Below are 25,590 nucleotides of genomic sequence, written 5' to 3' on the forward strand. Positions count from 1 at the left end.
CCGGCATGGCCGGCCCGATGCGCGACGATCAGGGACAAGCGACGGTCAATGGATCTTGGCCATCAACGTTCTCGCCACGTCTTTTTGCATCTGGCTGCCTTCCTGCATGACCTCATCGAGCATCGCGCGGGCGCCATCGGGATCGCCCATGTCGAGGTAGGCGCGGGCCAGGTCGAGCTTGGTGTCGATGGGATCGTCGTGCAGCTCGCCGAAATCCGCTTCCGCTTCGTGGCCGGCGTGCTCCACATGATCGGCGGCACCGACGTGATCGGCATGCGGTGCCTGCTCCGTTTCGGCCGGCTCGTCGAAGTGCCAGGTCGATACCGGCTCCTGCTCAACCTCGGGCTTGGCGGTCGTTGGCGCCGGCTGGGACAGCGCGTCGGCATGATGCGGCGTCAGGTCGAAGTCGAAGTGATATTCGCTGACCTTGGACGGCTGCGGCGGCACGTTTCTGACTACCGTGGCGTCGGCATCCGGCTTGGCGCCGTAGCTGTCCAGGTCGAAGTGATGCAGCGGCGCCTGCTCCTCGTGCGCCGACGACGATCCGGTGCCGTGGGCGAACAAAGGATGGCCCGGAGCCAGATCCTCGCCCATGTGCATCACGTCCTGCCATTCCGGCTGGTCGGGATCGGTGATGTGGGCGTGCATGGCTTCGGCCGCGGCTTCGAAGTGCTCCACGTCACGGCGGGTGTAGTACAGGCTCACCAGCTCCAGGTGCAGGCCGATGTCATCGGGCTGTTCGGCCAGCTGGTCGAGCAATTCGTCCTGGTCCGGATCGGGGCCGCCCGGGTGATCTTCGTCGGCGGTACCGAAACGGTCGGCCAGCGAACCCTTGGGCGGCGCAAGCGGAGCTTTGGCGGGTTTCGCACCGGACTTGCCACGGCGCAGCAACAACCCGACCACGGCCAGCACGACCACCAGGCCGCCGGCGCCGAGCGCCCACGGCTGGGTGTACCAGGGCTCTTCTTCAACGGCCGGCGGCGCAACGCGATGCAACGGCCGGCTCGCCGGCTTAGGAGCCGCGTGCGCACCGCCAAGTGGCGTGGTCACCACGGCCGGATGTGCCGCCGAGGCAGCCGCACCAGGCGCGCTTGCGGGCGGATTGGCATTGGCCAGCGAAGCCGGGGCGGGGGTTGGCGCGGGCGCCGCGTGCGTGGACGCCGCTGCCACCGGTTGCACTGGCTTGGCCGGTGCGGGTGCCGCAGCCGGTGCCGCCGCAGCAGCGGGCGGCAGACCGGCCGACTTGCGAGCCTCGGCCAGCTTTTTCTGCAGATCGGCGATCTCGTCGTCCTTGAGCGACAACAGGCGCTGGTTCTTGGTATTGAGGTCTTCCAGATCCTTCAGGCGCGACTTCAGCTCGTTGCTCTGCTGTTCCAGCGAAGACAGGGTTTCCTGGCTGCGCTGCAATTCCTGGCGAATGGCAGCGCTGCCGGCGCCCTTGCCGTTGGCGCCACCGGCGGACTGCCCTTCGCCGCCCGCCGGGACCAGCGCAAGCCGGTCGGCATGACTGCTGGCGGTCGGCGCGACCGAGGCATTGGAACGGGTGCCGCCAGCGGCGACGGCAACCGGGGCCGCGCCCACGCTGCCGTTGCGCCAATCGCTGTCTTGCTGGCGCACGGTGGCCGCGGCTTCGGCGGCCGCAATGGCTACCGCATCGTCGTGGGAAGGCACGCGCAACACCGCGCCGGCCTTCAGCGCATTGATGTTGTCGCGGTAGAAGGCATCCGGGTTGGCGGCCTTGAGCGCCAGCATCATCTGGTCCTTGTCCACGCCCGCCGGCGCCGTTTCTACGGCGACATGCGACAGCGTCTGACCGCGCTGCACGGTGTACTGGCCGTTTCTGACCGCCACATGCGGCGATGCGGCGGACTCGGCATGGCGCGGTGCGCTGGGGGCGGTGCCTGACGGCGCGGACGCTTCGCCGGCCGGTGCGCGGCGGCGCGTGGGTGCACTGCTGGCGGCGGCCTGCTCCACCTTGCCCGGCGGATCGAGCAGGATCGGGAATTCGCGCACGCTGCTGCCGGTGCTGCTGGTGACCTGCACCAGCAGGTCCAGGTAGGGGTCGTCTACCGACACGCTGCTGGTAATGCGGATGACTTTGTGGCCGTGGACGTCGGCCACGGCAAAGGTAAGCGGGACGGTCGGCCGTTCACCGCCGATCTTGGCAAATTCTTCGTTCGAGGCCAGCTGGGCGCTCAGGCTCTGCAGTTCCGCGGGGCTGGCCTGCGTGACCGGAATCTCGACCACCAGCGGCTCGCCCAACGCCGATTTCACGTGGGCCTGGCCAAACTCCACCGCTGCCGCCTGAGTACTGCCTAGCGCAAGCGCCATCAGTATCGACAGCTTCAACGAACGATTCATCGCGTGCTCCCCCGAACGACCCGGACGCTTTACCTAAAAATCACCGCAGCTTGCAGCGACTTTCTCTTAGAAGGCGTCACTTTAGTTAGATAAACGTCAATCAACAATAGCCAAAGCCGGTCAAGGCCCGTCCCAGAGCGATTTTTTTGCCAGACGTGACGGGCGTCAATGCCCGTCCACCGGCTTTTTCGAAGTTTTTTGCGCGGCCTTCAGCTGCTCGCGCAATTGGGCAATGGTACGGTCCTGCTGTTGCAGGCGCGCGGCCGCGTCCCGGCTGACCGATTCCTGCTGGCCGACATGCTGTTGCAGCCGGTCGACCTCGGCCTGGCTGCTGGCCACTTTCGCATGGGCGGCGGTGACGGACTTGTCCCCGACGGCTGCGCCGGAAGCCTGGGGGCCAGCGAAGGCCTGCGTGCACATCAGCAGCCCCCCCAAGATCACTGCCGCGACATGGCGCATTACAGATAGTCCTCGATAAGCAATTCGGCGATCTGCACGGCATTCAGCGCCGCGCCCTTGCGGATGTTGTCGGCCACGATCCACATGTCCAGCCCGCGTTCGTGGGAGATGTCCTCGCGCAGGCGGCCCACGAACACCGGGTCCTGGCCTGCGGCATCGCCCACCGGGGTTGGATACCCGCCGGGCTTGCGCTCGTCCTGCACCACCACGCCCTGGGCATCTTCAAGCAGCGCGCGCGCCTGTTCGGCGGTGATTTTGTCGCGCGTCTCGATGTGCACGGCCTCGGCGTGACCGTAGAACACCGGAACGCGCACCGCCGTGGGGTTCACCTGGATGGCTGGGTCTTCGAGGATCTTGCGCGTCTCCCACACCATTTTCATTTCTTCCTTGGTGTAGCCGTTGTCTTGGAAGTCGTCGATGTGCGGGATCACGTTGAAGGCGATCTGCTTGGGAAACTTCGAGCGCTCCACGTCCTGGAAATTGAGCAGCGCGGCGGTCTGCTTGCCCAGCTCCTCCATGCCCGAGCGGCCGGCGCCGGACACCGACTGATAGGTGGCCACGTTGATACGCTCGATGCCCACCGCGCGGTGGATCGGCGCCAGCGCCACCAGCATCTGCATGGTGGAGCAGTTGGGATTGGCGATGATGCCCCGCGTGGTGTATTGCGCGATGGCATGCGGATTGACCTCGCTTACCACCAGCGGGATATCGTCCTGGTAGCGGAACTCCGAGGTGTTGTCGATCACTACGGCGCCCGCCTGCGCCGCGCGCGGCGCGTGCTCGCGGCTTACCGAGCCGCCGGCGGAAAAGAACGCGATGTCCACGCCGGAGAAGTCGTAATCGGCCAGGTTGCGCACGGTGACCTGTTTGCCGCCGAACTCCACCTTACCGCCGGCGGAACGCTCGCTGGCCAGCGGCACCAGCTCGCTGATGGGAAATTCACGTTCGGCCAGGATGCTCAGCAATGTTTCGCCGACGGCGCCGGTCGCGCCCACCATGGCTACCTTGTAGCTGCTCTTCTTGCTCATCGGAGGTCACTTGTCAGGGAATTGGAATCTAGCCTGCGCGGCGCGCGAACGACACGACAGGGCTTCGTCAGCGTGAGGCATATCACGTTTCGGCGGCACGCCCACCGCGCGCTTCAGGATTCAGTAATGAAGGCGGGTGTCCCGCGTTGGGGCCGTGGCCCAGCGCGGCCAGCACATTGTCGGCGGCCAGTTGGGCCATCGCGCGGCGCGTATCGGCGCTGGCGCTGGCGATATGCGGGCTGAGTACGACTTGGTCGAGTTCGCGCAGGGCAGGATTCACCGCCGGCTCTCCCTCGAACACGTCCAGCCCCGCGGCGGCCAGCCGCCCTTCGCGCAACGCGGCGGCCAGGGCCGCATCGTCCACGATGCCGCCGCGCGCGATGTTTACCAGCACTGCGGTAGGTTTCATGTGCAACAGTTCAGGAGCGCCGATCGCATGGTGGCTATGCGCGCTGTAAGGCAGCACCAGCACAAGATGGTCCGCGCGCGCCAGCAACTGGCGCTTTTCCACCCAGCTTGCGCGGCATTCGCGCTCGACGGCGTCCGGTAGCCGGGAGCGGTTGTGATAGATGACCTTCATGTCGAAACCGGCACCGCGGCGTGCCACCGCCTGTCCGATGCGGCCCATGCCCAGGATGCCCAGCGTCTTGCCGTGGACGTCCACGCCCAGCCAGTCGTCAAAGCGCATGCCGCCACGCCAGCGGCCTGCCCTCAGCCAGCGTTCGGCGCTGCTGACACGGCGTGCGGCGGCCAATAGCAAGGCCCAGGCATAGTCGGCCGTGGTCTGGGTAAGTACGTCCGGCGTGTTGGTGGCAAGGATGCCCGCCGCGGTGAGGGCGGGAAGATCGAGGTTGTTGTAGCCAACGCCAAGATTGGCGATGACACGCAAGCAGCGGTTGCCGGCCAGCACGCCGGCATCGATGCGATCGCCCAGGCCCACGATGGCGCCGTCAACCCTGGCCAGCTTGGCGCGCAGTTGTTCCGGCGCGCGCTTGCTTTCCTTCGATTCCACGCGCACTTCCACGTACTGGGCAAGCGTGGCCAGTACCTCGGGAAACAACGGGCGCGAAACCCAGACGGTGTGTGCCTTGCTCATCGTGACGACCATTGCCTCGGACATCTGCTGCCTGCCGGACCGCGGCGCAGCGCAGTGCCGGCCCCCGTTCCATCAGGGAATGCGCGGTTTTATCTCGCCCACATCGGCGCACTGCGCACGATGGCGCAACGCGTGGTCCATCAGCACCAATGCCACCATCGCCTCGGCGATGGGCGTGGCGCGGATGCCGACGCAGGGATCATGGCGCCCCTTGGTTACCACCTCGACCGGTTCGCCGGCCAGGTTCACGCTATGGCCGGGTATCAGGATGCTGGAAGTGGGCTTGAGGGCGATCGAGGCACGTACAACCTGCCCCGTACTGATCCCGCCAAGGATGCCACCGGCATGATTGGACGTAAAGCCGTCCATATGCATTTCGTCACGATGCTGGCTGCCGCGCTGGGCGACGGCATCGAAGCCATCGCCGATTTCCACGCCCTTGACCGCGTTGATGGACATCAGCGCCGCGGCGAGGTCGCCGTCCAGCTTGCCGTAGATGGGCTCGCCCCAGCCCGGCGGCACGCCTTCGGCGTCCACGTTCACGCGCGCGCCGACCGAATCGCCGGATTTGCGCAAGGCATCCATGTATTGCTCCAGCGCGGAAACCTGCGGCGCATGCGGCCAGAAAAACGGGTTCTGCTCCACCGCATCCCAATCGAAGCCTTCGGGCGTGACCTGGCCCAGTTGCGCCAGATAACCGCGAACGCGCACGCCATGGCGCTCGGCCAGCCACTTCTTGGCGATCACCGCCGCGGCGACACGCATGGTGGTCTCGCGCGCGGACGAACGCCCGCCGCCGCGCGGATCGCGGATGCCGTACTTTTGCCAATAGGTGTAGTCGGCATGCCCGGGACGGAACGTGTCGGCGATGTCGCCGTAGTCCTTGCTGCGCTGGTCGGTGTTGCGGATCAGCAATGCGATCGGCGTGCCGGTGGTGCACCCTTGATAGACGCCGGAAAGGACTTCCACCTCGTCCGCTTCGCGTCGCTGCGACGTATGCCGGCTGCGTCCAGTGGCGCGGCGATCCAGGTCAGTACGAAATTCTTCCACCGCGATCGGCAACCCCGGCGGACAGCCGTCGATCACGCAGCCAATGGCCGGTCCGTGGCTTTCGCCGAAGGTGGTGACAGTAAATAGCTTGCCGGTGGAGTTGCTGGACACGAATCAGACCCATTGCGTTGGGATATGGCCAATACGCCTAAGCCGGGTGCCATAAGCTGTGCGATGTCCCGGCCGTCCCCGCATCTTGCCACGCCGTGCGCTCCGGCGCTGCAGCCTTTCAAGCGTGCATGGCGTTCGAAGACCACGCGCGCGCCAGCAGAGCGACGACGACACCGTCGACGCACTCGCCGCGCAACGGCAGACTTTTCCGAAAATGCGCTTCCCGGCGCAGGCCTTGGGAGCGCGACAAGGCGGCGATAGCGAAACACCGCCCGGGCATCTTCTTCGCGCAGCGCGTGCCTATGCAAGCTTGCGGTGGTCGGCTCCGCCGGCAGCGACAACCGGCTCAGCGCGAACGGCGCGCCGCCGCCGCGGCCCGGATCGCCTCGGCGTGTTCAAGCAACTCGCGCCGTTCGAGCGCGAACACACCCATCGGCCCGACCTTGAACTCGATCCACACGAAAGGCACTTCCGGCAGCAGCGCGTTGAGCGCGTGCTCGCTCTCGCCAACTTCCACGATCAGCAAGCCATCGGCGGTGAGATGCGCGGATGCCTCGTCGAGAATGCGCAGGCAGATGTCCAGTCCGTCTTCACCGGAGGTCAGGCCGAGCTTGGGCTCATGGCTGTATTCGCCGGGCAGCGCGGCGTATTCGTCCTCGGTGACATAGGGCGGGTTGGACACGATCAGATCGTACTTGCGCCCCTTGAGGTCCGCGAAAAGATCCGAACGCACCACGTCCACGCGGTCGCCCACGTGCTGAAAGGCCACGTTCTCGCGCGCCAGCGACAGGGCGTCGTCGCTGATGTCGACGATGTCCACGTGCCAGTGCGGGTGGTATTCGGCCATGGCGATGCCGATGCAGCCTGAGCCGGTGCAAAGGTCCAACGCACGCTCCACGTGGCGGCCGTCGAGCCATGGGGTGAAGCCCGACTCGATCAATTCGGCGATGGGCGAGCGTGGCACCAGGGCGCGGCGGTCGCTTTTGAACTTCATGCCGGCGAACCAGGTTTCCCCGACCAGATAAGCCACCGGCAGGCGCTCGTTGATGCGCCGCTCGATCAGGTTGAGCACACGCACGCGCTCCTCGCCGGTCAGCTTGCTGGCACCGTAGGCCGGCGGAATGTCCGGCGGCAGATGCAGGCTGGCCAGCACCAAGTGGGTGGCTTCATCGATCGGGTTGTCGTGGCTATGCCCGAAAGTCAGCCCGGCAGCGGAAAAGCGGCTGGCGCCGTAACGGATAAAATCGATGATCGAGGCGAGTTCGGCAGTCACGTGGGCACGGTCCGGCTTGGGGGCTGTGAAGTATAGCGACTGCTCATCATTGTCCCCACGCGGGTTCATGGCTGCAGATCCACCTCCGGTGCCGGCGCGCTTACGCGGCCTCCCCTCCCTGGGGACCGTAAAACATCACCCAGGCGCTGAAATCCTTGCTGAAATCCTCGAAGTGGTGGGGGCGGCCGGCCGGCACGAACAGCACTTCGCCGGGCCCGAAAGGCTGCCGCGTGTCCCCGCAAATGAAATAGCCTTTGCCGGAAATCACCACGCACACTTCATCGCGGCGATGCGGTGTCTGCGTGTCGATGCCGCAGGGCTGGAAGATTTCCACCTCCAGCGAGCCGTGTTTGAACAGGCCAAGCGCAGACTTGCCGGCCTGGTCGAGCGCGGCCAGGGCAGCGGCCGGCGTCATACGTTGTTGCATGAGAACCTCCCACAGAACTTTCCAGCCCCCGCCTGGAATCGCTCCGTTTTCCTTATACTTGCCTGATGACTTTCAAGGTATTCCTGCAATACATCCTTCCCCATCGGGCGCTTTCGCGCGTGGTTTACTGGGCCACGCGCTGGACCTTCGCGCCCTGGAAGAACTTTCTGGTGAGCCAGATCGTGCGCCGCTACAAGGTCAACATGGCCGAAGCCGCACAACCGGATCCGCTTGCCTACCCTCACTTCAATGCATTTTTCACGCGCAAACTGCGCCCCGATGCCCGCCGTGCTGATGCGGCCCCAACCGCCCTGCTCGCGCCGGCAGATGGCCGCATCAGCCAGGCGGGCCCCATCCTCGACGGCCGCATCTTCCAGGCCAAGGGACAGCAATACACAGCCGCCGAGCTGCTTGGCGACGAAGCCGCGGTAGCCCCCTACCGCCACGGACGCTTCGTCACCATCTACCTCTCGCCGCGCGACTACCATCGCGTGCATATGCCCTTGCGCGGCGAGCTGAGGGAGACTGTGCATATACCGGGCCGAATCTTCAGCGTGGCCCCTTTTGCGGTCGAGGCGATTCCCCGGTTGTTCGCGCGCAACGAGCGGCTGGTCTGCCACTTCGAGGGCGAGCATGGCCCGTTCGCGGTAGTGATGGTCGGGGCCATCCTGGTGTCGTCGGTCGCCACCGTCTGGGATGGGCTGGTGATACCGCCGTATGCCTCCTCAGTCCGGCGCAAGTCGTTTGCGGGACAAAATATTTCGCTCGATCGCTTCAGCGAGATGGCGCGCTTCAACATGGGCTCCACCGTAATCGTGCTGTTGCCCGAGGGCAGCGCCGAGCTGGACGCACTGTCGCCGCAGCAGGCGATCAAGGTTGGCGAGCGATTAGGTGAACTGCGTCACATTTAATCGATGCAAGTTACGTGAGGCGATACGCCCAATTCGCCGAACGTTGACGCATGTCGTCATTTTGTGACGTTTTCGGCGCATCGCCGGCCGGTGCGTGGCTATCCTCCATGGTCAGTCCGCACCGTGCGGCATTTGTCCAGTGAGGGGTTCCATGCAGATCGTCACCCGCCTAATCGCGATGACTCGTGCCCGTCAGCTGCAACGGCAGTTCCGGCAGATCGAGCGCAGTGTCTCCGCGTTGCCGGTACGCACGCGCTCCCGCCTTGGCCTGATGGCCCTGCGCGAAATCGGGCAGGCGTCCAAATGCGAATTCCCGCACTTGTACGGCACGGCGCCGGAACAGCGTTATGCGGCCTGGGGCCAGGGCACCGACATCGGTTATAGCCGCGCGCAGTCGGAAAATCCGGAAGTCGCGCTGCGCGGCATCGCCCTGTGGCTGGCCGTGGCCTACCACGAAACCAAGGATTCGCCGTACACCGCGCTACAGCCGCAGCACCGCCAGCTGCTGCGCGTATTGCGCGAGCTGCGCGACGCCGGCGGCGAACAGCCCAACAGCGTCGCACAGTGGATGCGTTCGGGCGCTGCGGCCTGAATCAGCGCCCCTCGTCGAAGCAGATTGCCTCCCGTCAACGCATCACCAAGGGACGAAGGATGAGTAGCGAGGGCTTCCGTAGCCCTTCACTCTCCGGCATTGGAAAGGATAGGCGATAACGAAGGCATTCCGGCGGGGCGCACTAGGCAGCGACCCGTTATCGAGGCAACCCTCGCTACTCATCCCTCGCCCTTTGGCGCACTCAGCGGCAGCTCGGCAGTTTGAGCACCTGCCCTACCCTCACGTGATCGAACTTCAGATTGTTCATGCGGGCCACTTCGTTCTTGCTGGAGCAACCGCTGTGCCTGCGCAAGATGCCGGCCAGCGTATCGCCGCGGCGCACGGTGTAATGAACGATGGGGTCCGCCGCCACCGCGGGCGGAGGATCGGGAAACACCGGTACCACGGCGTTGTGCAGGTCGCTGGCCAGGATCGGCCACGGTCCATCCACGCAACGCACCGCGTAGGCTTTTTCCAGCAGCTTGGGCACCTGCAGCACCGCACCTACCGGCTGCTCCTGCTGCGGATCGAGCCGGGGATTGAGGTTGCGCAAGGTGCGGAACCAGCCTTCGGACATGTCGCCGACCGAGCCCAGGCATACGGTGAGTTCGGAGATCGACGCCGCGCGTTTGAGAGTGATGCTGCCGGGCTCGCCATCGACACGCGGGAAGCGCAGGTTGTAGCTGTCCGGGTGCAGGAACAACCATGCCGCCGCCAGCACTTCCGGCACGTAGTCGCGGGTTTCCTGCGACAGCTGGGCGTAGATGCGCGGGTCGTAGAAGCTGACCGAGGTATCGTCGCCCACCAGCCGGCGCATGCGTCCCTCGCCGCCGTTGTAGGCCGCAAGGGTAAGTTCGAGATTGTCGTTGAAAACTTTCAGCTGCTCGTCCATGTACTGGGCATTCGCGCGCGCCGATTCGGCCGGATCGAAGCGCGTGTCAAAGCCATCCTGGTCACTGAGCCCGAAGCGTAGCCCGGTGGCATACATGAACTGCAGCGGGCCGGCCGCGCCCGAGCGCGACACCGCGTGCACCTTGCCACCCGATTCCTTGGCGAGAATGCCGAACAGCAAGGCCTCCGGCAGCCCTTCCTGCTGGTATTGCGGCCACATTTCGTGGCGCAGGTATTGGTAATTGACGTAGGCGTCCATCAGGTTGGAACGCCACTGCGTCAGCCACATCTCCAGCGCAGCCTTCACTGGGCCGTTCATGGCGATCAGGTCAGAAAGCTGATGTCCGCGCAGCAACGTCACGCTGCGCTGCGCCTGGGGCAGGCTGGCCGCGCCGGCCTGCCCGGGCAACGGCGCCACGGTGGCTTCGGTGGTGTCTTCGCCCGGCAACTGGTCGCCGATGAAGCTGCCGTCCTTCAAGCGAAGCAGATGGTCGTAGACCGAGAAAAAGCGCTGCGGATCGCACCCGGGCGTGTTACCGCAATGCGCCGCGGCATCCTTGAGCTGGTTGATCGCCCCTTCCAGCGTCTTTCCCGCTTCCTCTTCATCGCCCGCGCGCGTCTGTTGCAGGGCGGTTTCGTAGCTCTGGCTGGCCTGGTCGATCTGTGCGTACAGTGCGTTCAGCGTAGTGACGGACGACGACGCCTGCGGCTTGGTCGCGGCGTTGCCCGACGCACAGCCTGCTACCTGAACCAGCGCGGCAACCAGGGAAACCAGACGGAGGGAACGAACGGCAGTACGGTAAGACATCGGGTTACACCAACACCAAAGGCGCAACCATAGCGGCGCCTGCACACGCAAACAACTTATTTCGCTGCGGCGTCCAGTCGCTACAATCTCACCGTCTGCCCGAAAGCCTTTCCCGTTCAGGTGCAACGGTGTCTCCCTCGCCGCCCATCAGGACGTAGCCACGCCGACGCTCCGCTCGCGGTATCTTCGGCGCGGCGCCGGACAAGGGCCGCAAATACTGAGCAAACTATCGACATGAGCCGTTGGCGCCCCCCTGCCCCACGTTCCACCGCAATCATCACCCGCGAAGGGTTCGAACAACTCAAGCGCGAGCTCGATCACCTCTGGCACGCCCTGCGTCCGGAAGTGGTGAAGGCACTGGCTGCGGCCGCGGCCGAAGGGGACCGCTCGGAAAACGCCGAATACACGTATCGCAAGAAACAGCTCGGCGAGATCGACCGCCGCGTGCGCTATCTCAGCAAGCGTATCCCTTCGCTGAAAGTGGCCCAAGGCGCGCCCGCCGACCGCGAGACGGTTTTTTTCGGCGCCGTGATCGAACTGGAGAACGCCGCGAGCGGCGACATGCTGCGCTACCGCATCGTCGGCCCCGACGAAACCGACGCGCGGCGCGGTTGGATCAGCATCGATTCGCCACTGGCCAAAGCGGTGATGAAAAAGAAACTGGACGACGAATTCGAAGCCGAACTGCCCGGCGGCCGCACGCGCTTCGTCATTACCGCCGTCGATTACGAATAAGCGCTTAACGATGCGCTGATTAATGCTTCGTCGGTGTCACCCGCTCTGTCTGTTCGAAGGCCACAGGGCCACCGGCGCCGGCAGACGGGCTGTCTGTCAAGACGATGGACCGAAGGCATGCGGACAGACAGCGCTGGCCCCAGCACTTTGAATTTTACTTGATGGGGTGATGTCCGGAAGGCCACCAGCAAAGCATTAACCAGAGCATCCTTAAGACAAGCGCAACGGCGCCGGATAGACCCGGCCCTCGCGCAAGGGCTGATAGCACGGCGTGCAAAGATGGAACGACTCCTCGCCGTTGTCGGGATGCCAACCGGGAATGCCTGACAAGGGCAGCGGGCGAAGCTCAAGCGGATCGCGCAATAAGCGCTCCTGCGCGATGGCCTGGGCGCAACAGCCGATGGCGCCATCGTCGCCGGCGGCCGCATCGGACAGCACCACGATGGCCTTTCCCACCAGCAGCTTGTCCGGGGTCAGTGCGTGTTCCAGCAAGGCATGGCCAAACAGCGCCACGCTGATCGCACCCGTTGACCACGCATCGCGATGACGCCAGAACAGGCCATGCCAGTCATGCGCATCCCACAATGCAAGCAAGCTTGCATCGCGCAGCACGACTATGGCACCCGCTTCGTCGAAATGCGTTTGCGCGCACTGCGGCCGCGAACGCTCGCGCGGACCCACGCGCGCCACCTCGGCAACTTGTCGCCGATTGAGCGAGCGCTTGAGCTGGGGATAGCGCAGCCAGATCATCGCGTTGAACAAGTCGTGCCAGTTGGCCTCGCGCGTGGCGATCAGGCCTTGTTGCGCGATGCGTTCTTCGTAATGCAGGCCATCGTCGAGCAAGGCGCGGGTCTGGGCAACGAAGTGCTCGCGCACACCGCCCGGCCAGCGTGCATTGAGCGCGTCGATGCGCGGCCAATGCGTACCTTCCAGCCAATCGCGATAATCGTGCCACTGCATCAACGGCGCGCGCGCAAACACCCTCCGGTCCACGGCGTCCCGTGCCGGCGCGACGTAGCGCGTGCGGCGCACGGGATCAGCCTGCCAGGCGCGCGTGCAGGTCGTGCTCGTCGGCGGCCTCGACCAGCACATCGACCAACTGGCCCGGCTTCAGCGATTGACCGTTGGCGATATGCACCACGCCGTCGATCTCCGGCGCGTCGGCGGCCGAACGCGCGACGGCACCCTGCGCGCCTGCCTCGTCCACCAGCACCTGGATGGTGCGGCCGATCTTGCGCTGCAGCTTGGCCGCGGAGATTTCCGCCTGTACGGCCATGAACTGCTCCAGGCGATCTTCCTTCAATTCTTCCGAGACGGGGTTGGGCAACTCGTTCGCCTTGGCACCTTCCACCGGCGAATAGGCGAACGCGCCCACGCGATCGAGTTCGGCTTCGCGCAGAAAATCGAGCAGTTCCTCGAATTCGGCATCCGTTTCGCCGGGGAAGCCGACGATGAAGGTGCTGCGCAGGGTAAGATTGGGCACCTGCTTGCGCCAGCTGTGGATGCGATCGAGCGTCTTGTCGATGTTGCCCGGCCGCTTCATCAGCTTGAGGATGCGCGGACTGGCGTGCTGGAAGGGAATGTCCAGATACGGCAGGATTTTCCCTTCCGCCATCAGCGGCATGATCTCATCGACGTGCGGATAGGGATACACGTAGTGCAGGCGTGCCCACACGCCCAGTTCGGAAAGCCCCTCGCACAATTCCAGCATGCGCGTGCGATAGGTTTTATCCCGCCATGTGCGCTCGGCGTATTTGACGTCCACCCCGTAGGCGCTGGTGTCCTGCGAGATCACCAGCAGCTCTTTCACGCCGCCTTTGACCAGGCGCTCGGCTTCGACCAGCACCTCGTCCACCGGGCGCGAAACCAGGTCGCCGCGCATCGAGGGAATGATGCAGAAACTGCAGCGATGATTGCAGCCCTCGGAAATCTTGAGGTAGGCGTAATGCTTGGGCGTCAGTTTGATGCCCGTGTCGGGAACGATATCCAGTAGCGGATTGCGCCTGGGCGGCAGCGCGCTGTGTACCGCGTTCATCACGCTGGCGTAATCCTGCGGGCCGCTGATGGCCAATACATCCGGATAGGCTTCACGGATCAGCTCCGAACGCTTGCCCAGGCACCCGGTGACGATCACCTTGCCGTTTTCATGCAGCGCTTCGCCGATCGCATCCAGCGACTCCTGCACCGCCGCATCGATAAAGCCGCATGTATTGACTACCACGGCATCGGCGGCGTCATAGCTGGGCACAATCTCGTAGCCCTCGACCTTTAGCTGGGTGAGGATGCGTTCGGAGTCGACGAGCGCCTTGGGGCAGCCGAGGCTGACGAAACCGATTTTCTGGGTGGCCTTGGACATGACCTGGGGACCGTTAAGGTATTGGCAAACGACGAATTATAGCCGTAACCCGGGCTGCAGGGGCCGCCCCTCCTTCCCTCAAAACGGCCCGGGCTCCACTCATAGCGCCGAGGCAACGCGAACCCAGCTTCACAAAATGGGCTTTTGAAGCGATTTCAGCTCAAAGATAACGGTTCAAAGCCACCCACCGGCGAATTAAGTCAACCTGGAACCATTTTGCGTGCGGGTTAAGCAGCGCAGCAGGCATCCGCTCGAATGACTAGTTAGGCCGGCGACTACTCAACAGCCCCTTGGACGCGAGAATAAACAATAGCGCACCAACAACCAGGGCGGGCCATGCGAGATACGCTGCAGCAGCTGGAAAATAGAGCATTGCTAGGACACCGGCCGCGAAACCGATTAGAACCCTGGCGATGATGAACATCCATATTTCGGCACCACTTAGGCTTTGAACACGCCGACGATTTTCTTCTAGCATTGCTCTTCCTCAGTTCTAAGTTTCATAAGCCTAAAGCCTGAGCTAGGTTGTGCGCGGGCGCTCTGACGAATTGTTATGCGACTCAGATACTGCCGTTGACTTCGAGCTGTGAAAAGCTATTGGTTGCAGGGTCATACAGTGCGCCCCAAGATGTTTCGCCGCCATCGCAGATTCTTACTGCCTTAGTTTTCCACGGAAGTTCGGTTTGACCTAGAGTGGTGTATCGAATGGCATTGATATAAACAAATTGCCTGCCCGAAATTACGATGCCACCGTATTGACGAAAATACTCATGAGGTCGGCTGATAGCGATTCTAGCCGTGGATTGCAAAGTAGATATTTTGTCGATGTCGCGATCCACATTTTGAGCGACTTGGTCCGACACGGACCAAAAGCCATCAACGTTATCTGGTGTAGGCCGCGAACATTGGTGCAAAAGCATTTCAGCTTGCGTTCTTGATAGTACGACCGAGTTGCTCGAAATCTGGTGTGCACACCCAGAAACTATGACTAATACAAAAAGAAGTGCCGGGATTTTGATGTGCATATTGGTCACCGCTGGCGATTTTCCAAAGCGCGAGCACCCGCTCCGATGCCCTACATGCCGATTTTCTGGGTGGCCTTGGACATGACCTGGGGACCGTTAAGGTATTGGCAAACGACGAATTATAGCCGCAATCGAGGCACCAGGCGCGGCGGTTTGTCCTTTCTAGAACGGCATGGCCGCGCATCGTCGAACCTGGAATGGCCTTCCAAAGCGCTGATACCATCCGGCACACCACCCCTCCGAGCATGGTCGCATGACGCCAACTGTTTCTGGACGCGGTACAGGCCTAAGGAACACTCCGCGCCGTTGGGGACGCATCCTGGCTTACATCGGCTTGGGGTTGGTCGTTCTGGTCGCGCTATTGGGCGTTGCCGGATTCACCTGGAACGAACTCGCCACGCGCGATGAGCAAAAGGCTTTTCCGCCTCCCGGCCGTATGTACGAAGTCGACGGGCACGCCATGCACATGTATTGCACCGGGACGGGTTCACCCACGCTCGTGCTCGATGCCGGTCTTGGCGACGACTGGACGGTATGGAGCAAGGTGCAGCCGGAGCTATCCAAGACGACACGCGTTTGCTCGTTCGATCGCTCCGGGCTGGGCAGCAGCGACCTGTTGCCTGGCGCACATGACGCCAACACGCTTGCCGATCAGTTGCATGCGCTGGTCGGACGGGCGGGCATCCAAAAACCCTTTGTGCTTGTGGGCCACTCTATCGCGGGGCTGTATGCGCGCGCTTATGCAAGCCGGTATCCGGACGACCTGGCGGGGATGATCCTGATCGATAGCAGCACCCCCGATCAGCTGGCGCGCATGCCCAAGGAAGTCCGCGAAGCCGCCATCCCAAATTTCTTCCTGCAAAGCTGGACGGTGCGCCTGGGCATTGCACGGGCGCTGGGCCAATGCAGTGAAGTCGATCCCGCCATGGAAGCGGTAAAGGGCTGGGTTCTGGCCAATATGTGCAATCCGAGCATCACCGACGCGGGGATCGAGGAATACAAAGGCGTCGATCTCTCCAACGCTGAAACCCGCCATACCGGGCCTTTCGGTCACCTGCCGATCCTGATCTTTTCCGAAGATCCCGCCAAGCCCCCTACCGATTGGGGACTGTCGCCGGCGGTCATGAAGCAGTGGGCGGCCCTTTGGAATCAGATGCAAGAAGAACTGAAGCGGCTTTCCACCGATAGCCGTCGCATCATCGCCAAAGGCAGCGGCCATTACATCCAAGTGGAACGCGCGGACTTGATCGATCGCGAGGTACCGCTTTTCATCGACCAGATCCGCAGCGGCAACCCATCACCGGACAAGGGCACCACCAAGACCGAGTGAAGCGTCGTCGCGCCCTCCACGAGACCCGCCGACAGTGGCCGATCTTGCGCCGCATCTACCTGCCCGGCGCAGGCAGGTAGACTGACCGGATATTCCGTTTGAGGGTCAGCACCATGGGCAAGCACATCAGCATTCCTACCGGCGGCACCCAATGTATCGGTGCTTACCTCGCCCAGGCGGCGGATAAGCCCAAGGGCGGCATCGTGGTGATCCAGGAGATTTTCGGGGTCAATGCCCATGTGCGCAGCGTTGCCGATCGCTTCGCCACAGCCGGCTATACGGCCATTGCACCGGCCTTTTTCGATCATCTGGAAACGGGCGTGGAGCTTTCCTATACGGACGAAGGCATGCGGCGCGGCAGGGAACTGATCGGCGAACTGGGGCTCGATCGCGCAGTGGAAGATCTCGCCAGCGCTGCCCAGGCCATCGCATCGGCCGGCCGGATCGGCACCGTGGGCTATTGCTGGGGCGGCACCGTGGCGTTGCTGGCAGCGATCAGGCTTGGGTTGCCGTCGGTAAGTTACTACGGTGCGCGCAATGCGCCGTTCCTGGGCGAAACGTTGCAAGCGCCGGTGATGTTCCATTTCGGCGAAAACGATACGGCGATCCCGCCTGAGATGGTCGCCAAGCATCGCCAAATGCTGCCTCAGATGGATGTTTTCAGTTATCCGGGCGCGGGCCACGCCTTCAATCGCGACATCGATCCAAGCCACTATCACCAGGCCAGCGCGGAACTGGCGTGGCAGCGCACCATGACCTTCTTCGACCGCTACGTGGCCAACGCATGAAGCGGCCGGCATGGACGCTCGACGCACGGCTCAAGTCCGATACCGTGCCCGTGACATCGCTCGCGATGTGCGAGGTGCTGTTGATGAACGATGCGCGTTATCCCTGGCTGGTCGCCGTTCCGCGCGAAACGGGGCTGGTCGAAATCGCCGATCTCCCCGACCAGGCGCAGCAACAGCTGTGGCGCGAAGTCGATCGCCTGGCCAAGGTGCTGCGCCAGGTAGCACCGTGCGACAAGCTCAACATCGGCGCGCTGGGCAATATCGTGCGGCAGCTTCACGTGCACGTGGTCGCGCGCCGGGAGGGCGATGCGGCATGGCCTGGGCCGGTGTGGGGCCATGGCCGTGCCGAGCCTTATGCGGATGACCGCCTGCAATCACTGCTTGCGCTGCTGCGTCAGCACTTCGATAACGCATCGGACTGAGGCTCGCACCGGGCCGCTTTTGCGCAGTCAAAATAAAAAGCGCCCGCTCGATGGCGGGCGCCTTGCACAACGTCTCTCGGACAACGGCGATCAGTGGCCGCCTTGCGAACCGCCTTGCGCGCCGTAGGCGTTACCGCTGGCGTCCTTCTGGGTATCGCTGCTGTTCACCGTGGTCGGATGGTAATCCTCCAGCGCACGCGCCTTGGTTTCGATCGGGTTGATGCGCGCAAGCTTGCCGCCATCGTCGTAATAGGCCACGAAACCGTAGTCCAGCTCAAGCCGCGCCATGTACTCAAGATGCTGCTTGCGGATCTTCGAATCGTCGCTGGGCAGCAGCAGCACGGTCTTGGGCAAGCGGCCCGTGTCCTTCAGGTAGGAGAAGTGGCTGCCCGCATCGAGCGCGGAAACCGCCGCGCCATCGATCAGAAACTGGCCGTTCTTGTAGGCCTTCATGGTCATGTCGAACTGGGATTGCTGCTGCGCGGTGTTCACCGTGTCATCCTTCGCAGCGCCGCGGTGGCAGCCACCAAGGACCAGCAGGCTGCCGAGCATCAGCACGGCGGCACCGCGGGTCGACAACGTGGAAAAACGGATCATGCGGGGATCTCCTGCAAAAGTTCGGCGAGGCATGCCCAAGTGTAGCGCCGCCCCGAAAAAGTGGATGGAATGCGAAACAGCGCCGTTCAGGTACGCGGCAAGGTCACGCCTTGCTGGCCCTGGTATTTGCCGCCGCGGTCGCGGTAGCTGGTCTCGCATTCCTCGTCGGATTCGAAAAACAGCATTTGCGCGACGCCTTCGTTGGCATAAATCTTGGCCGGCAGCGGCGTGGTGTTGGAAAACTCCAGCGTGACGTGCCCTTCCCATTCCGGTTCCAGCGGCGTCACGTTCACGATGATGCCGCAGCGGGCGTAGGTGCTCTTGCCCAGGCACACCGTCAATACTTTGCGCGGGATGCGAAAGTACTCCACCGTGCGCGCCAGCGCGAACGAATTGGGCGGGATGATGCATACATCCGCCTGCACGTCCACGAAGCTGCTCGGGTCGAAGGCCTTGGGGTCCACGATGGTGGAATTGATGTTGGTGAAAATCTTGAACTCGCGCGCACAGCGTACGTCGTAGCCGTAGCTGGAGGTGCCGTAGGACACCAGCTTCTGGTCATTGCGCCGTTTCACCTGCCCTGGCTCGAACGGTTCGATCATGCCGTGCTGTTCGGCCATGCGGCGGATCCATCTATCGGATTTGATGCTCACGCGGACTCCGGTACTTGACGCCTGGCGCGCCGGCCGCAGCCGGGCGCAAAGCGGCAAAAATACATGGTCTGGCGGCTGTTGTGCCAGTCGGGCCGGATCGCGTCCGGCGCGGCCCTGGCACCGCAGGGATCTGCGATCAGGCCGAGGGCTCGCCCTGAACGACGATCTTGCCCAGCCCCAGCGATTTGTTGCGCGGCTGGCGCGCCAGGCGGCCGGCCGTGTTGCGGGCGATGTCGCGGTAGCGTGCGGCCAGGTCCGAATCGGGCATGGCCGCCACCGTCGGCGTGCCGCCATCCGCCTGTTCGCGGATACGGATGTCCAGCGGCAGCGAGCCCAGGTACGGCACGCCATATTGTTCGGCCATGCGCTGGCCGCCGCCGGCACCGAAGATATGCTCTTCGTGGCCGCATTGGGAGCAAATGTGGGTAGCCATGTTTTCGACGATGCCGAGCACCGGTACCTCGACCTTCTCGAACATCTTCAGCGCCTTGCGCGCATCCAGCAGGGCGATATCCTGCGGCGTGGTCACAATGACCGCCCCGGCCACCGGCACCTTCTGCGACAGGGTGAGCTGGATGTCGCCGGTGCCCGGCGGCAGGTCGATGATCAGGTAATCGAGCATGTCCCAGCGCGTGTCGCCCAGCAGTTGCATCATGGCCTGGGTGACCATCGGGCCGCGCCAGATCATGGGCGTCTCCTCGTCCACCAGGAAACCGATCGACATGGCCTGCAGCCCGTGCGCGCTCATCGGGGTGATGCTCTTGCCGTCCGGCGACTCAGGCTTGCCCTGGATGCCGAGCATGCGCGGCTGGCTGGGGCCGTAGATGTCGGCGTCGAGAATGCCCACCCTGGCGCCCTCGGCCGCCAGCGCCAGCGCGAGATTGGCCGACACGGTGGATTTGCCCACCCCGCCCTTGCCCGAGGCCACGGCAATGATGTTCTTCACGTTGCCCAGCGGCGCGAGCGTGCCCTGCACCTTGTGCGAATGGATGCGGCTACCGATCGATATGGCGGCCGAGTCGATCGCCGGATCGCCTTCCAGCGCGCCCTTGACCAGGGCGCCGAGCGCCTGGGCGGCACCGGCGGCCGGATAACCCAGTTGCAGATCCACCGACACGCGGGCGCCATCGACGCCGACAGCGCGGACGGCATCGGCCACCGGGGCGCCGGTGTGGGGGTCGGTAAGGTCGCCGAGAAGGCGGCGCACCAGGGCTTCATTCGCCTGCGTCATGAGAAAAAAGATGGCTGCGGAAGCCGCTTATTATGCCAGCACCTACCCCACTTGCCCCGGGAACCGGCGTTTCGCGGGTGCAGGCCCCCGGTGAAGCGGCCGTGTTTGCGCATTGCAGCTTGACCCGTTCCGAACCCGTCGGCAGGCTCTCCATACGCCAACGTAGGGAGAACCACCGCATGAAACGCCTGTCGCAATTCACCGTCGCCGCTTGCCTGTTGTTGGTTTCGGCCGTCGCCTGGGCCGCCAACGACACGCCGGTAGGTACCTGGCGGCAGATCGACGACGTCACCGGCAAGCCCAAGTCCATCATCCAGATCGTCGACAACAACGGTCAGTTGCAGGCCAAGGTGCTGCAGGTGATCTTTTCCGAAGATGGCCCGCACCCGATCTGCAAGAAGTGCGACGGTGACCGCAAGAACCAACCGATCGAAGGCATGACCATCATGTGGGGGGTCAGCAAGGACGGCGATGTGTGGGACGGCGGCAAGATCCTCGACCCCAAGAGCGGAACCATCTACAAAGTGAAGCTCACCCTGCTCGACGGTGGCCAGAAACTGGATGTGCACGGCTACGTGGGCTTTGCGCTCATCGGCCGCAGCCAGATCTGGGAACGCATTCAGCAGTAATTGCCGCAAGACGTCCGCGGCCGACGACCGCGGACGTCTTTACCGCTTGCGCACGCGCTCGCATGGCGCCCTTCGCGCAACAGACATACGCCATAGCCGCAAGGCGTTTGCGTCCGTCGTGCCATAATGCGCAGCTCTCCAGCCAGCGCCCAAACCATGTCCCGACGCCTACTCGTCACGCACGCCCTGCCCTATGCGAACGGCCACCTGCACCTGGGCCATATGCTGGGCTACATCCAGACCGATATCTGGGTCCGCGCGCAGCGGATGATGGGTAACGAGGCGTATTTCGTGGCGGCGGACGATGCGCACGGTACGCCGATCATGCTTGCCGCGGAAAAGGCCGGCATGTCGCCGGAAGCCTTCATCGACGGCATCCGCGCCAGCCACGAAGCGGACTTCGCCGACTTTCATTTCAGCTACGACAACTACCACACCACGCACTCGGAGGAGAACCGCGAGCTGGCGTCGCTGATCTACACGCGCCTGCGCGACAACGGCTACATCGCCCGCCGCAGCATCCAGCAGTTGTTCGATCCGGAAAAGCAGATGTTTCTGCCCGACCGCTACATCAAGGGCACCTGCCCCAAATGCGGCACGGCGGACCAGTACGGCGACAACTGCGAAAACTGCGGCGCCACCTACGCGCCCACCGACCTGATCAACCCCTACTCGGTGATGTCCGGCGTCACGCCGGTGCTGCGCGACTCGGAGCACTACTTCTTCGAACTGGGCAAGTTCGAGGCGCTGCTGCGCGACTGGTTCGCCGGCAAGCTGACCGGCGGCGCGCCCGTGGCCAATGCGGGCGTGGTCGCCAAGCTCAAGGAATGGCTGGACGGCGGCCTGAAGGATTGGGACATCTCCCGCGATGCGCCGTATTTCGGCTTTCCGATTCCCGACGCGCCGGGCAAGTTCTTCTACGTGTGGCTGGATGCGCCGGTGGGCTACCTGGCCAGCTTCAAGAACCTGTGCAACAAGACAGGGCTGAAGTTCGAGGATTTCCTCGCGCCCGACAGCAGTGCGCAAATGCATCACTTCATCGGCAAGGACATCATCAATTTCCACGGCCTGTTCTGGCCGGCGATGCTGCACGGCGCGCAGTTGCGCACACCGACCGCACTGCACGTCAACGGCTACCTCACCGTCAACGGCGCCAAGATGTCCAAGTCGCGCGGCACCTTCATCCAGGCGCGCACCTACCTGGACGTCGGGCTGGACCCGGAATTCCTGCGCTACTACTTCGCCACCATGCTCAGCGACACGCCGGTGGACGTCGATCTCGATCTGAAAGCCTTCGAAGAGCGCGTCAATTCGCATCTGATCGGCAAGTGGGTCAACATCGCCAGCCGCACGGCGGGCTTCGTGCACAAGTTCTTCGGCGGACAGCTGGCCGCGCAGTTCTCCGACGAACAGAATCAACTGTGGAACGTGCTGATTTCGCACTACGAAAGCGTGCCGTCGCTCTACGAGAGCGGCGAATTCGCCGAAGCGATGCGCAAATTCGTGCTGATGGCGGATCTGGTCAACGGGCACATCGCCGCCAAGGCGCCGTGGGTGATGGCCAAGGACGAATCGCAGCGGGAAGAGCTGCACCGCGTGTGTTCGTTCTCGCTGGCCGCTTTCCGTCTGCTCGGCGGACTGCTCAAGCCGGTGCTGCCCACCACCGTGGCCGCGGCGGAGCAGTTCCTCGCCGCGCCCATTGCCGACTTCGATTCGGCCTGCGCCACGCTGCACAACCATACGATCGGCACCTTCGAACCGCTGCTCTCGCGCATCGATCCCAAACGCATCGAAGCGATGGTCGAAGCGTCGAAAGAATCGCTCAGCGCCACCCCGGAACCGGAAACCAAGCCGGCCGCCAAGAACAAAGACAGCAAGCCCATGACCGACACCGCCACGCCCGCCGCCGAACTTCCCGCCAACATCGGCATCGATGATTTCGCCAAGCTCGACTTGCGCGTGGGCAAGGTGCTCGCGTGCGAATTCGTCGAAGGCTCCGACAAGCTGCTGCGCTTCGAACTGGACGCCGGCCCGCTCGGCCGGCGCCAGATTTTCTCCGGCATCCGCGCCGCCTACGGCGAGCCGGGAAAACTGGTCGGCCGCAACGTGGTGTTCATCGCCAACCTTGCGCCACGCAAGATGCGCTTCGGCGTTTCCGAAGGCATGATCCTGTCCGCCGGGGACGGTGGCAGCGACCTGTTCCTGCTGGATGCCGACCAGGGCGCCAAGCCGGGCGCGACGGTGCGCTGAAGGTCCACGCGGCCATTGCGCATGAATTCGCTCGCCGACCGCATCGATGCCCTGCTGCCGCAGACGCAATGCGAGCAGTGCGGCTATCACGGTTGCCGTCCTTACGCCCAAGCCATCGCTGAGGGCGAGGCGGACATCAATCAATGCCCGCCCGGAGGAAGCGCGGGCATTGCCGCGCTCGCCGCGTTGCTCGGGCGCGCGCCGATACCGCTCAATCCGGACAATGGCGTGGAAAAGCCGCGCACGCTCGCGCGCATCGTCGAGGCCGATTGCATTGGCTGCACCAAGTGCATCCAGGTGTGTCCGGTCGATGCGATCGTGGGCGCCAACAAGCTGATGCATACGGTCATCGCGCACGACTGCACCGGCTGCGAACGCTGCGTACCGGCTTGTCCGGTGGACTGCATCGTGCTGGAGCCCATGCCCGTTGCGCACGTCAACGACCCCGCTTGCGCCAATGCTGCGCGCACACACTTCCAGCGCCGCGAAGCCCGCCTGGCGCAGTTGCGCACGCAGCGCGAAGCGGAGCTGGTCACGCGCAAGGCGCAGGTGCACTCCGCCAACCAGAGCGTGCTCGATGCCCTGGCGCGCGCCAAAGCCAAGAAGCAGGAGCCAAAGGCGTGAAGCGAACGGATGTCGTCGAACTGTTCAGCCGTCTGCGTGAACTCAATCCCCACCCGACGACGGAATTGCTCTACGACACCCCGTTCGAGCTGCTAGTAGCGGTGGTGTTGTCCGCGCAAGCCACCGACGTGGGCGTCAACAAGGCCACGCGCAAGCTCTATCCGGTCGCCAACACCCCGCAGGCGATCCTCGGCCTGGGTGAAGAGAAGCTCAAGCGCTACATCAGCACGATTGGCCTGTTCAACGCCAAGGCGAAGAACGTCATCGCACTGTGCCGCATCCTGGTCGAACACTACGATGGCCAAGTGCCCGACAATCGCCAGGCGCTGGAGGCCCTGCCCGGCGTGGGCCGCAAAACCGCCAACGTCGTGCTCAATACGGCCTTTGGCCACACCACCATCGCCGTCGATACGCATATTTTCCGTGTCGCCAACCGTACTGGCCTGGCGCCGGGCAAGGACGTGCGCACCGTCGAGGACAAGCTGGAAAAAATCGTGCCGGCCCAGTTCAAGCAGGACGCGCACCATTGGTTGATCCTGCACGGGCGTTACGTATGCAAGGCGCGCAAGCCCGATTGTCCGCAATGCGTGATCAGGGATTTGTGCCGGTACAAAGACAAAACCGTCGAAAAATAATCGCCACCCCGGCGGATGCCGGGGTGGCGATTTTCGCGGACTTCTCCCATCGCAAGCGCGATCGGCCATCAGTCCGCGGATGATGCCGCCACCACATCGTGCAAATGTGGCCTCACGTCCGACAATCCGTTGCCGCGCGCGCCGATGTGCACGAAGCGCCCCAGCCGTGGATCGAACGCCTGCAGATCCGCATGGGCGATGTCATACACCCAGCCATGGATGCCCAGGTGCCCTCCCGCCAACGCAGCCGCCACCACCGGCAACGTACGCAGATGCTCGAGCTGGCCGATGACGTTCTCGCAGGTGAGGCGCCATAGGCACTGTTCTTCTGGCAGCCCGGCAGAACTCCTCTCGACCACGCAGCGCGCGACGTCCGCATGCTTGAGCCAGGCGGCGACGGACGGCATGCCGCGCAGTGATTCGGGCCTGCGCAAGGCCTTCATGGCGCTGCAGTCGGAGTGGCCGCAGACGACGATGTCATCGACTTCAAGCACGTTGACGGCATATTCGATCGCCGCGACCAACTCGCTGACGGGCTGCGCGTACGGCGGCACGATATTGCCGATGTTGCGATAGACGAACAATTCTCCCGGCTGCGCGTTGAAGATCAGTTCCGGCATCACGCGCCAATCGGCGCACGTGATGAACATGACGCCGGGCCGCCGGCCTTCGGCCAGTTTCTTGAACAACTCCCGCTGCTGCGGAAAGACGTGCTGGCGAAAGTATTCGAAGCCATTGATTAAACGTTCCATGGGAAATCTCCTGACACGGTTGAGCGGGACGGGTCAAACCGCCGCTCGAACAAGGGATGCGATAGCGCAGGCGCCCACGATTGCCCTCAAACAATGGCCATCACGCGTGCGTATCGATGCTCAATGGGAACCATGACGGCAGTGCGCTGCCGTTGATGTCAGGCGAGGTCAGGCGGTCGCAGGAACAACGCGACGGAAGCGGGAAGATCGGCAACGTCGGCACTCGACGGTGCTGCCGGTGGAACATAATTCAACGATAGAACATGGCGTGCGGGAAGCACCCATTCGTCGTCCGCAAAGGTGACGTCTTCATCGCACGTATCGCCGGCGGGAACCGGCTGGCAGGCGACGTGCGGGTCAGGCGCCTGCGCATCGGACGTGCCGGCAGGCAGCGACAGCTGCACGGTATCGCCCGGCCATGCTTTCGCGTACATGCGCGCGCCGGCAGCCATGCTTGCATTCATCAACAACGACAGCATGCATGCGCAGAGCATCAACAACAACGGGCGGTGGCGGCGATCAGACTGCATGGCCTGGACGTTATCGGATGGCGATG

26 protein-coding genes are annotated in these 25,590 nt (G+C 63.7%); 10 read left to right on the forward strand and 16 right to left on the reverse strand.

Annotation, left to right across the window (positions count from 1 at the left end):
• Nucleotides 1-45: 45 nt before the first annotated feature.
• The 7 genes from VME63_RS02865 to VME63_RS02895 form a co-directional block, all read right to left on the reverse strand.
• Nucleotides 46-2,361 (reverse strand): FimV/HubP family polar landmark protein, encoded by a 2,316-nt coding sequence (locus VME63_RS02865; protein WP_325430046.1) that lies wholly within the window; start codon nucleotides 2,359-2,361, stop codon nucleotides 46-48.
• Nucleotides 2,362-2,526: 165 nt separating this feature from the next.
• Complete coding sequence (locus VME63_RS02870) at nucleotides 2,527-2,820, reverse strand: hypothetical protein (RefSeq protein ID WP_325430048.1); 294 nt, start codon at nucleotides 2,818-2,820, stop codon at nucleotides 2,527-2,529.
• Nucleotides 2,820-3,848 carry an aspartate-semialdehyde dehydrogenase gene (locus VME63_RS02875; RefSeq protein ID WP_325430050.1) on the reverse strand — a complete coding sequence of 343 codons (1,029 nt, stop codon included), beginning with the start codon at nucleotides 3,846-3,848 and terminating at the stop codon, nucleotides 2,820-2,822. Before VME63_RS02875 ends, VME63_RS02870 begins: the two co-directional genes overlap by 1 nt.
• An 82-nt stretch (nucleotides 3,849-3,930) precedes the next feature.
• A complete protein-coding gene (locus tag VME63_RS02880; protein ID WP_325430208.1) occupies nucleotides 3,931-4,944 on the reverse strand; it encodes a D-glycerate dehydrogenase in 1,014 nt (337 codons plus the stop codon).
• Nucleotides 4,945-5,016: 72 nt separating this feature from the next.
• The gene (gene aroC / locus VME63_RS02885) at nucleotides 5,017-6,105 is read right to left on the reverse strand and encodes a chorismate synthase (protein ID WP_325430053.1); all 1,089 of its coding nucleotides are present in this window, start codon (nucleotides 6,103-6,105) and stop codon (nucleotides 5,017-5,019) included.
• A gap of 346 nt (nucleotides 6,106-6,451) precedes the next feature.
• Nucleotides 6,452-7,378: a 50S ribosomal protein L3 N(5)-glutamine methyltransferase gene (gene prmB, locus VME63_RS02890; protein ID WP_325430055.1), complete on the reverse strand. Its 927-nt coding sequence runs from the start codon at nucleotides 7,376-7,378 to the stop codon at nucleotides 6,452-6,454.
• Between the two features lie 100 nt (nucleotides 7,379-7,478).
• On the reverse strand, nucleotides 7,479-7,805 hold the full coding sequence (locus VME63_RS02895) for a cupin domain-containing protein (protein ID WP_325430057.1): 327 nt from the start codon (nucleotides 7,803-7,805) through the stop codon (nucleotides 7,479-7,481).
• A 65-nt stretch (nucleotides 7,806-7,870) separates the two neighbouring features.
• Here VME63_RS02895 and asd point away from each other — a divergent pair, with 65 nt between their 5' ends.
• On the forward strand, nucleotides 7,871-8,716 hold the full coding sequence (gene asd / locus VME63_RS02900) for an archaetidylserine decarboxylase (protein ID WP_325430059.1): 846 nt from the start codon (nucleotides 7,871-7,873) through the stop codon (nucleotides 8,714-8,716).
• A 178-nt stretch (nucleotides 8,717-8,894) separates the two neighbouring features.
• Nucleotides 8,895-9,308 carry a hypothetical protein gene (locus VME63_RS02905; RefSeq protein WP_325430061.1) on the forward strand — a complete coding sequence of 138 codons (414 nt, stop codon included), beginning with the start codon at nucleotides 8,895-8,897 and terminating at the stop codon, nucleotides 9,306-9,308.
• A gap of 202 nt (nucleotides 9,309-9,510) precedes the next feature.
• Here the strand turns inward: VME63_RS02905 and VME63_RS02910 are convergent, their stop codons facing one another.
• The gene (locus VME63_RS02910; RefSeq protein ID WP_325430063.1) at nucleotides 9,511-11,007 is read right to left on the reverse strand and encodes a transglycosylase SLT domain-containing protein; all 1,497 of its coding nucleotides are present in this window, start codon (nucleotides 11,005-11,007) and stop codon (nucleotides 9,511-9,513) included.
• A gap of 234 nt (nucleotides 11,008-11,241) precedes the next feature.
• Here VME63_RS02910 and greB point away from each other — a divergent pair, with 234 nt between their 5' ends.
• Nucleotides 11,242-11,742, forward strand: a complete 501-nt coding sequence (gene greB / locus VME63_RS02915) for a transcription elongation factor GreB (protein ID WP_325430065.1) — start codon at nucleotides 11,242-11,244, stop codon at nucleotides 11,740-11,742.
• A gap of 210 nt (nucleotides 11,743-11,952) precedes the next feature.
• Here the strand turns inward: greB and VME63_RS02920 are convergent, their stop codons facing one another.
• The 3 genes from VME63_RS02920 to VME63_RS02930 form a co-directional block, all read right to left on the reverse strand.
• Nucleotides 11,953-12,774 carry a DUF3025 domain-containing protein gene (locus tag VME63_RS02920; RefSeq protein ID WP_325430067.1) on the reverse strand — a complete coding sequence of 274 codons (822 nt, stop codon included), beginning with the start codon at nucleotides 12,772-12,774 and terminating at the stop codon, nucleotides 11,953-11,955.
• Nucleotides 12,775-12,778: 4 nt separating this feature from the next.
• A complete protein-coding gene (rimO, locus tag VME63_RS02925; RefSeq protein ID WP_325430069.1) occupies nucleotides 12,779-14,098 on the reverse strand; it encodes a 30S ribosomal protein S12 methylthiotransferase RimO in 1,320 nt (439 codons plus the stop codon).
• A 560-nt stretch (nucleotides 14,099-14,658) separates the two neighbouring features.
• Nucleotides 14,659-15,123 (reverse strand): hypothetical protein, encoded by a 465-nt coding sequence (locus VME63_RS02930; protein WP_325430071.1) that lies wholly within the window; start codon nucleotides 15,121-15,123, stop codon nucleotides 14,659-14,661.
• Nucleotides 15,124-15,457: 334 nt separating this feature from the next.
• On the opposite strand from VME63_RS02930, the gene VME63_RS02935 reads away from it, so the two are divergent.
• From VME63_RS02935 to VME63_RS02945, 3 genes are all read left to right on the forward strand, one after another.
• On the forward strand, nucleotides 15,458-16,453 hold the full coding sequence (locus VME63_RS02935) for an alpha/beta hydrolase (RefSeq protein ID WP_325430072.1): 996 nt from the start codon (nucleotides 15,458-15,460) through the stop codon (nucleotides 16,451-16,453).
• Nucleotides 16,454-16,566: 113 nt separating this feature from the next.
• The gene (locus VME63_RS02940; protein WP_325430074.1) at nucleotides 16,567-17,241 is read left to right on the forward strand and encodes a dienelactone hydrolase family protein; all 675 of its coding nucleotides are present in this window, start codon (nucleotides 16,567-16,569) and stop codon (nucleotides 17,239-17,241) included.
• A complete protein-coding gene (locus tag VME63_RS02945) occupies nucleotides 17,238-17,663 on the forward strand; it encodes an HIT family protein (protein ID WP_325430076.1) in 426 nt (141 codons plus the stop codon). The genes VME63_RS02940 and VME63_RS02945 overlap by 4 nt, the downstream gene beginning before the upstream one ends.
• Before the next feature lie 90 nt (nucleotides 17,664-17,753).
• Here VME63_RS02945 and VME63_RS02950 read toward each other — a convergent pair whose 3' ends face one another.
• From VME63_RS02950 to apbC, 3 genes are all read right to left on the reverse strand, one after another.
• Entirely contained in the window at nucleotides 17,754-18,260 is a 507-nt protein-coding gene (locus VME63_RS02950; protein WP_325430078.1) for a hypothetical protein, read from the reverse strand.
• An 86-nt stretch (nucleotides 18,261-18,346) separates the two neighbouring features.
• Nucleotides 18,347-18,913, reverse strand: coding sequence for a dCTP deaminase (dcd, locus tag VME63_RS02955; RefSeq protein WP_325430080.1), 567 nt, complete (start codon nucleotides 18,911-18,913; stop codon nucleotides 18,347-18,349).
• Between the two features lie 136 nt (nucleotides 18,914-19,049).
• Nucleotides 19,050-20,144, reverse strand: a complete 1,095-nt coding sequence (gene apbC / locus VME63_RS02960; RefSeq protein ID WP_325430082.1) for an iron-sulfur cluster carrier protein ApbC — start codon at nucleotides 20,142-20,144, stop codon at nucleotides 19,050-19,052.
• 179 nt (nucleotides 20,145-20,323) lie between these two features.
• Between apbC and VME63_RS02965 the strand changes: the two genes are divergently transcribed.
• The 4 genes from VME63_RS02965 to nth all read left to right on the forward strand — a co-directional run bounded on the left by VME63_RS02965 (nucleotide 20,324) and on the right by nth (nucleotide 24,282).
• Nucleotides 20,324-20,773 (forward strand): DUF2147 domain-containing protein, encoded by a 450-nt coding sequence (locus VME63_RS02965; RefSeq protein WP_325430083.1) that lies wholly within the window; start codon nucleotides 20,324-20,326, stop codon nucleotides 20,771-20,773.
• A gap of 156 nt (nucleotides 20,774-20,929) precedes the next feature.
• Nucleotides 20,930-23,023 (forward strand): methionine--tRNA ligase, encoded by a 2,094-nt coding sequence (gene metG / locus VME63_RS02970; RefSeq protein ID WP_325430084.1) that lies wholly within the window; start codon nucleotides 20,930-20,932, stop codon nucleotides 23,021-23,023.
• A gap of 21 nt (nucleotides 23,024-23,044) precedes the next feature.
• Entirely contained in the window at nucleotides 23,045-23,647 is a 603-nt protein-coding gene (locus VME63_RS02975) for an RnfABCDGE type electron transport complex subunit B (protein WP_325430085.1), read from the forward strand.
• Nucleotides 23,644-24,282 (forward strand): endonuclease III, encoded by a 639-nt coding sequence (nth, locus tag VME63_RS02980; protein ID WP_325430087.1) that lies wholly within the window; start codon nucleotides 23,644-23,646, stop codon nucleotides 24,280-24,282. The genes VME63_RS02975 and nth overlap by 4 nt, the downstream gene beginning before the upstream one ends.
• 68 nt (nucleotides 24,283-24,350) lie before the next feature.
• On the opposite strand, the gene VME63_RS02985 is transcribed toward nth, so the two are convergent.
• Together VME63_RS02985 and VME63_RS02990 are read right to left on the reverse strand one after the other, a co-directional pair.
• The gene (locus VME63_RS02985; RefSeq protein ID WP_325430089.1) at nucleotides 24,351-25,034 is read right to left on the reverse strand and encodes a carbonic anhydrase; all 684 of its coding nucleotides are present in this window, start codon (nucleotides 25,032-25,034) and stop codon (nucleotides 24,351-24,353) included.
• Nucleotides 25,035-25,192: 158 nt separating this feature from the next.
• Entirely contained in the window at nucleotides 25,193-25,564 is a 372-nt protein-coding gene (locus VME63_RS02990) for a hypothetical protein (RefSeq protein ID WP_325430090.1), read from the reverse strand.
• Nucleotides 25,565-25,590 lie beyond the last annotated feature (26 nt).

This window comes from Dyella sp., from assembly GCF_035503745.1.
Classification (GTDB): domain Bacteria; phylum Pseudomonadota; class Gammaproteobacteria; order Xanthomonadales; family Rhodanobacteraceae; genus Dyella_B.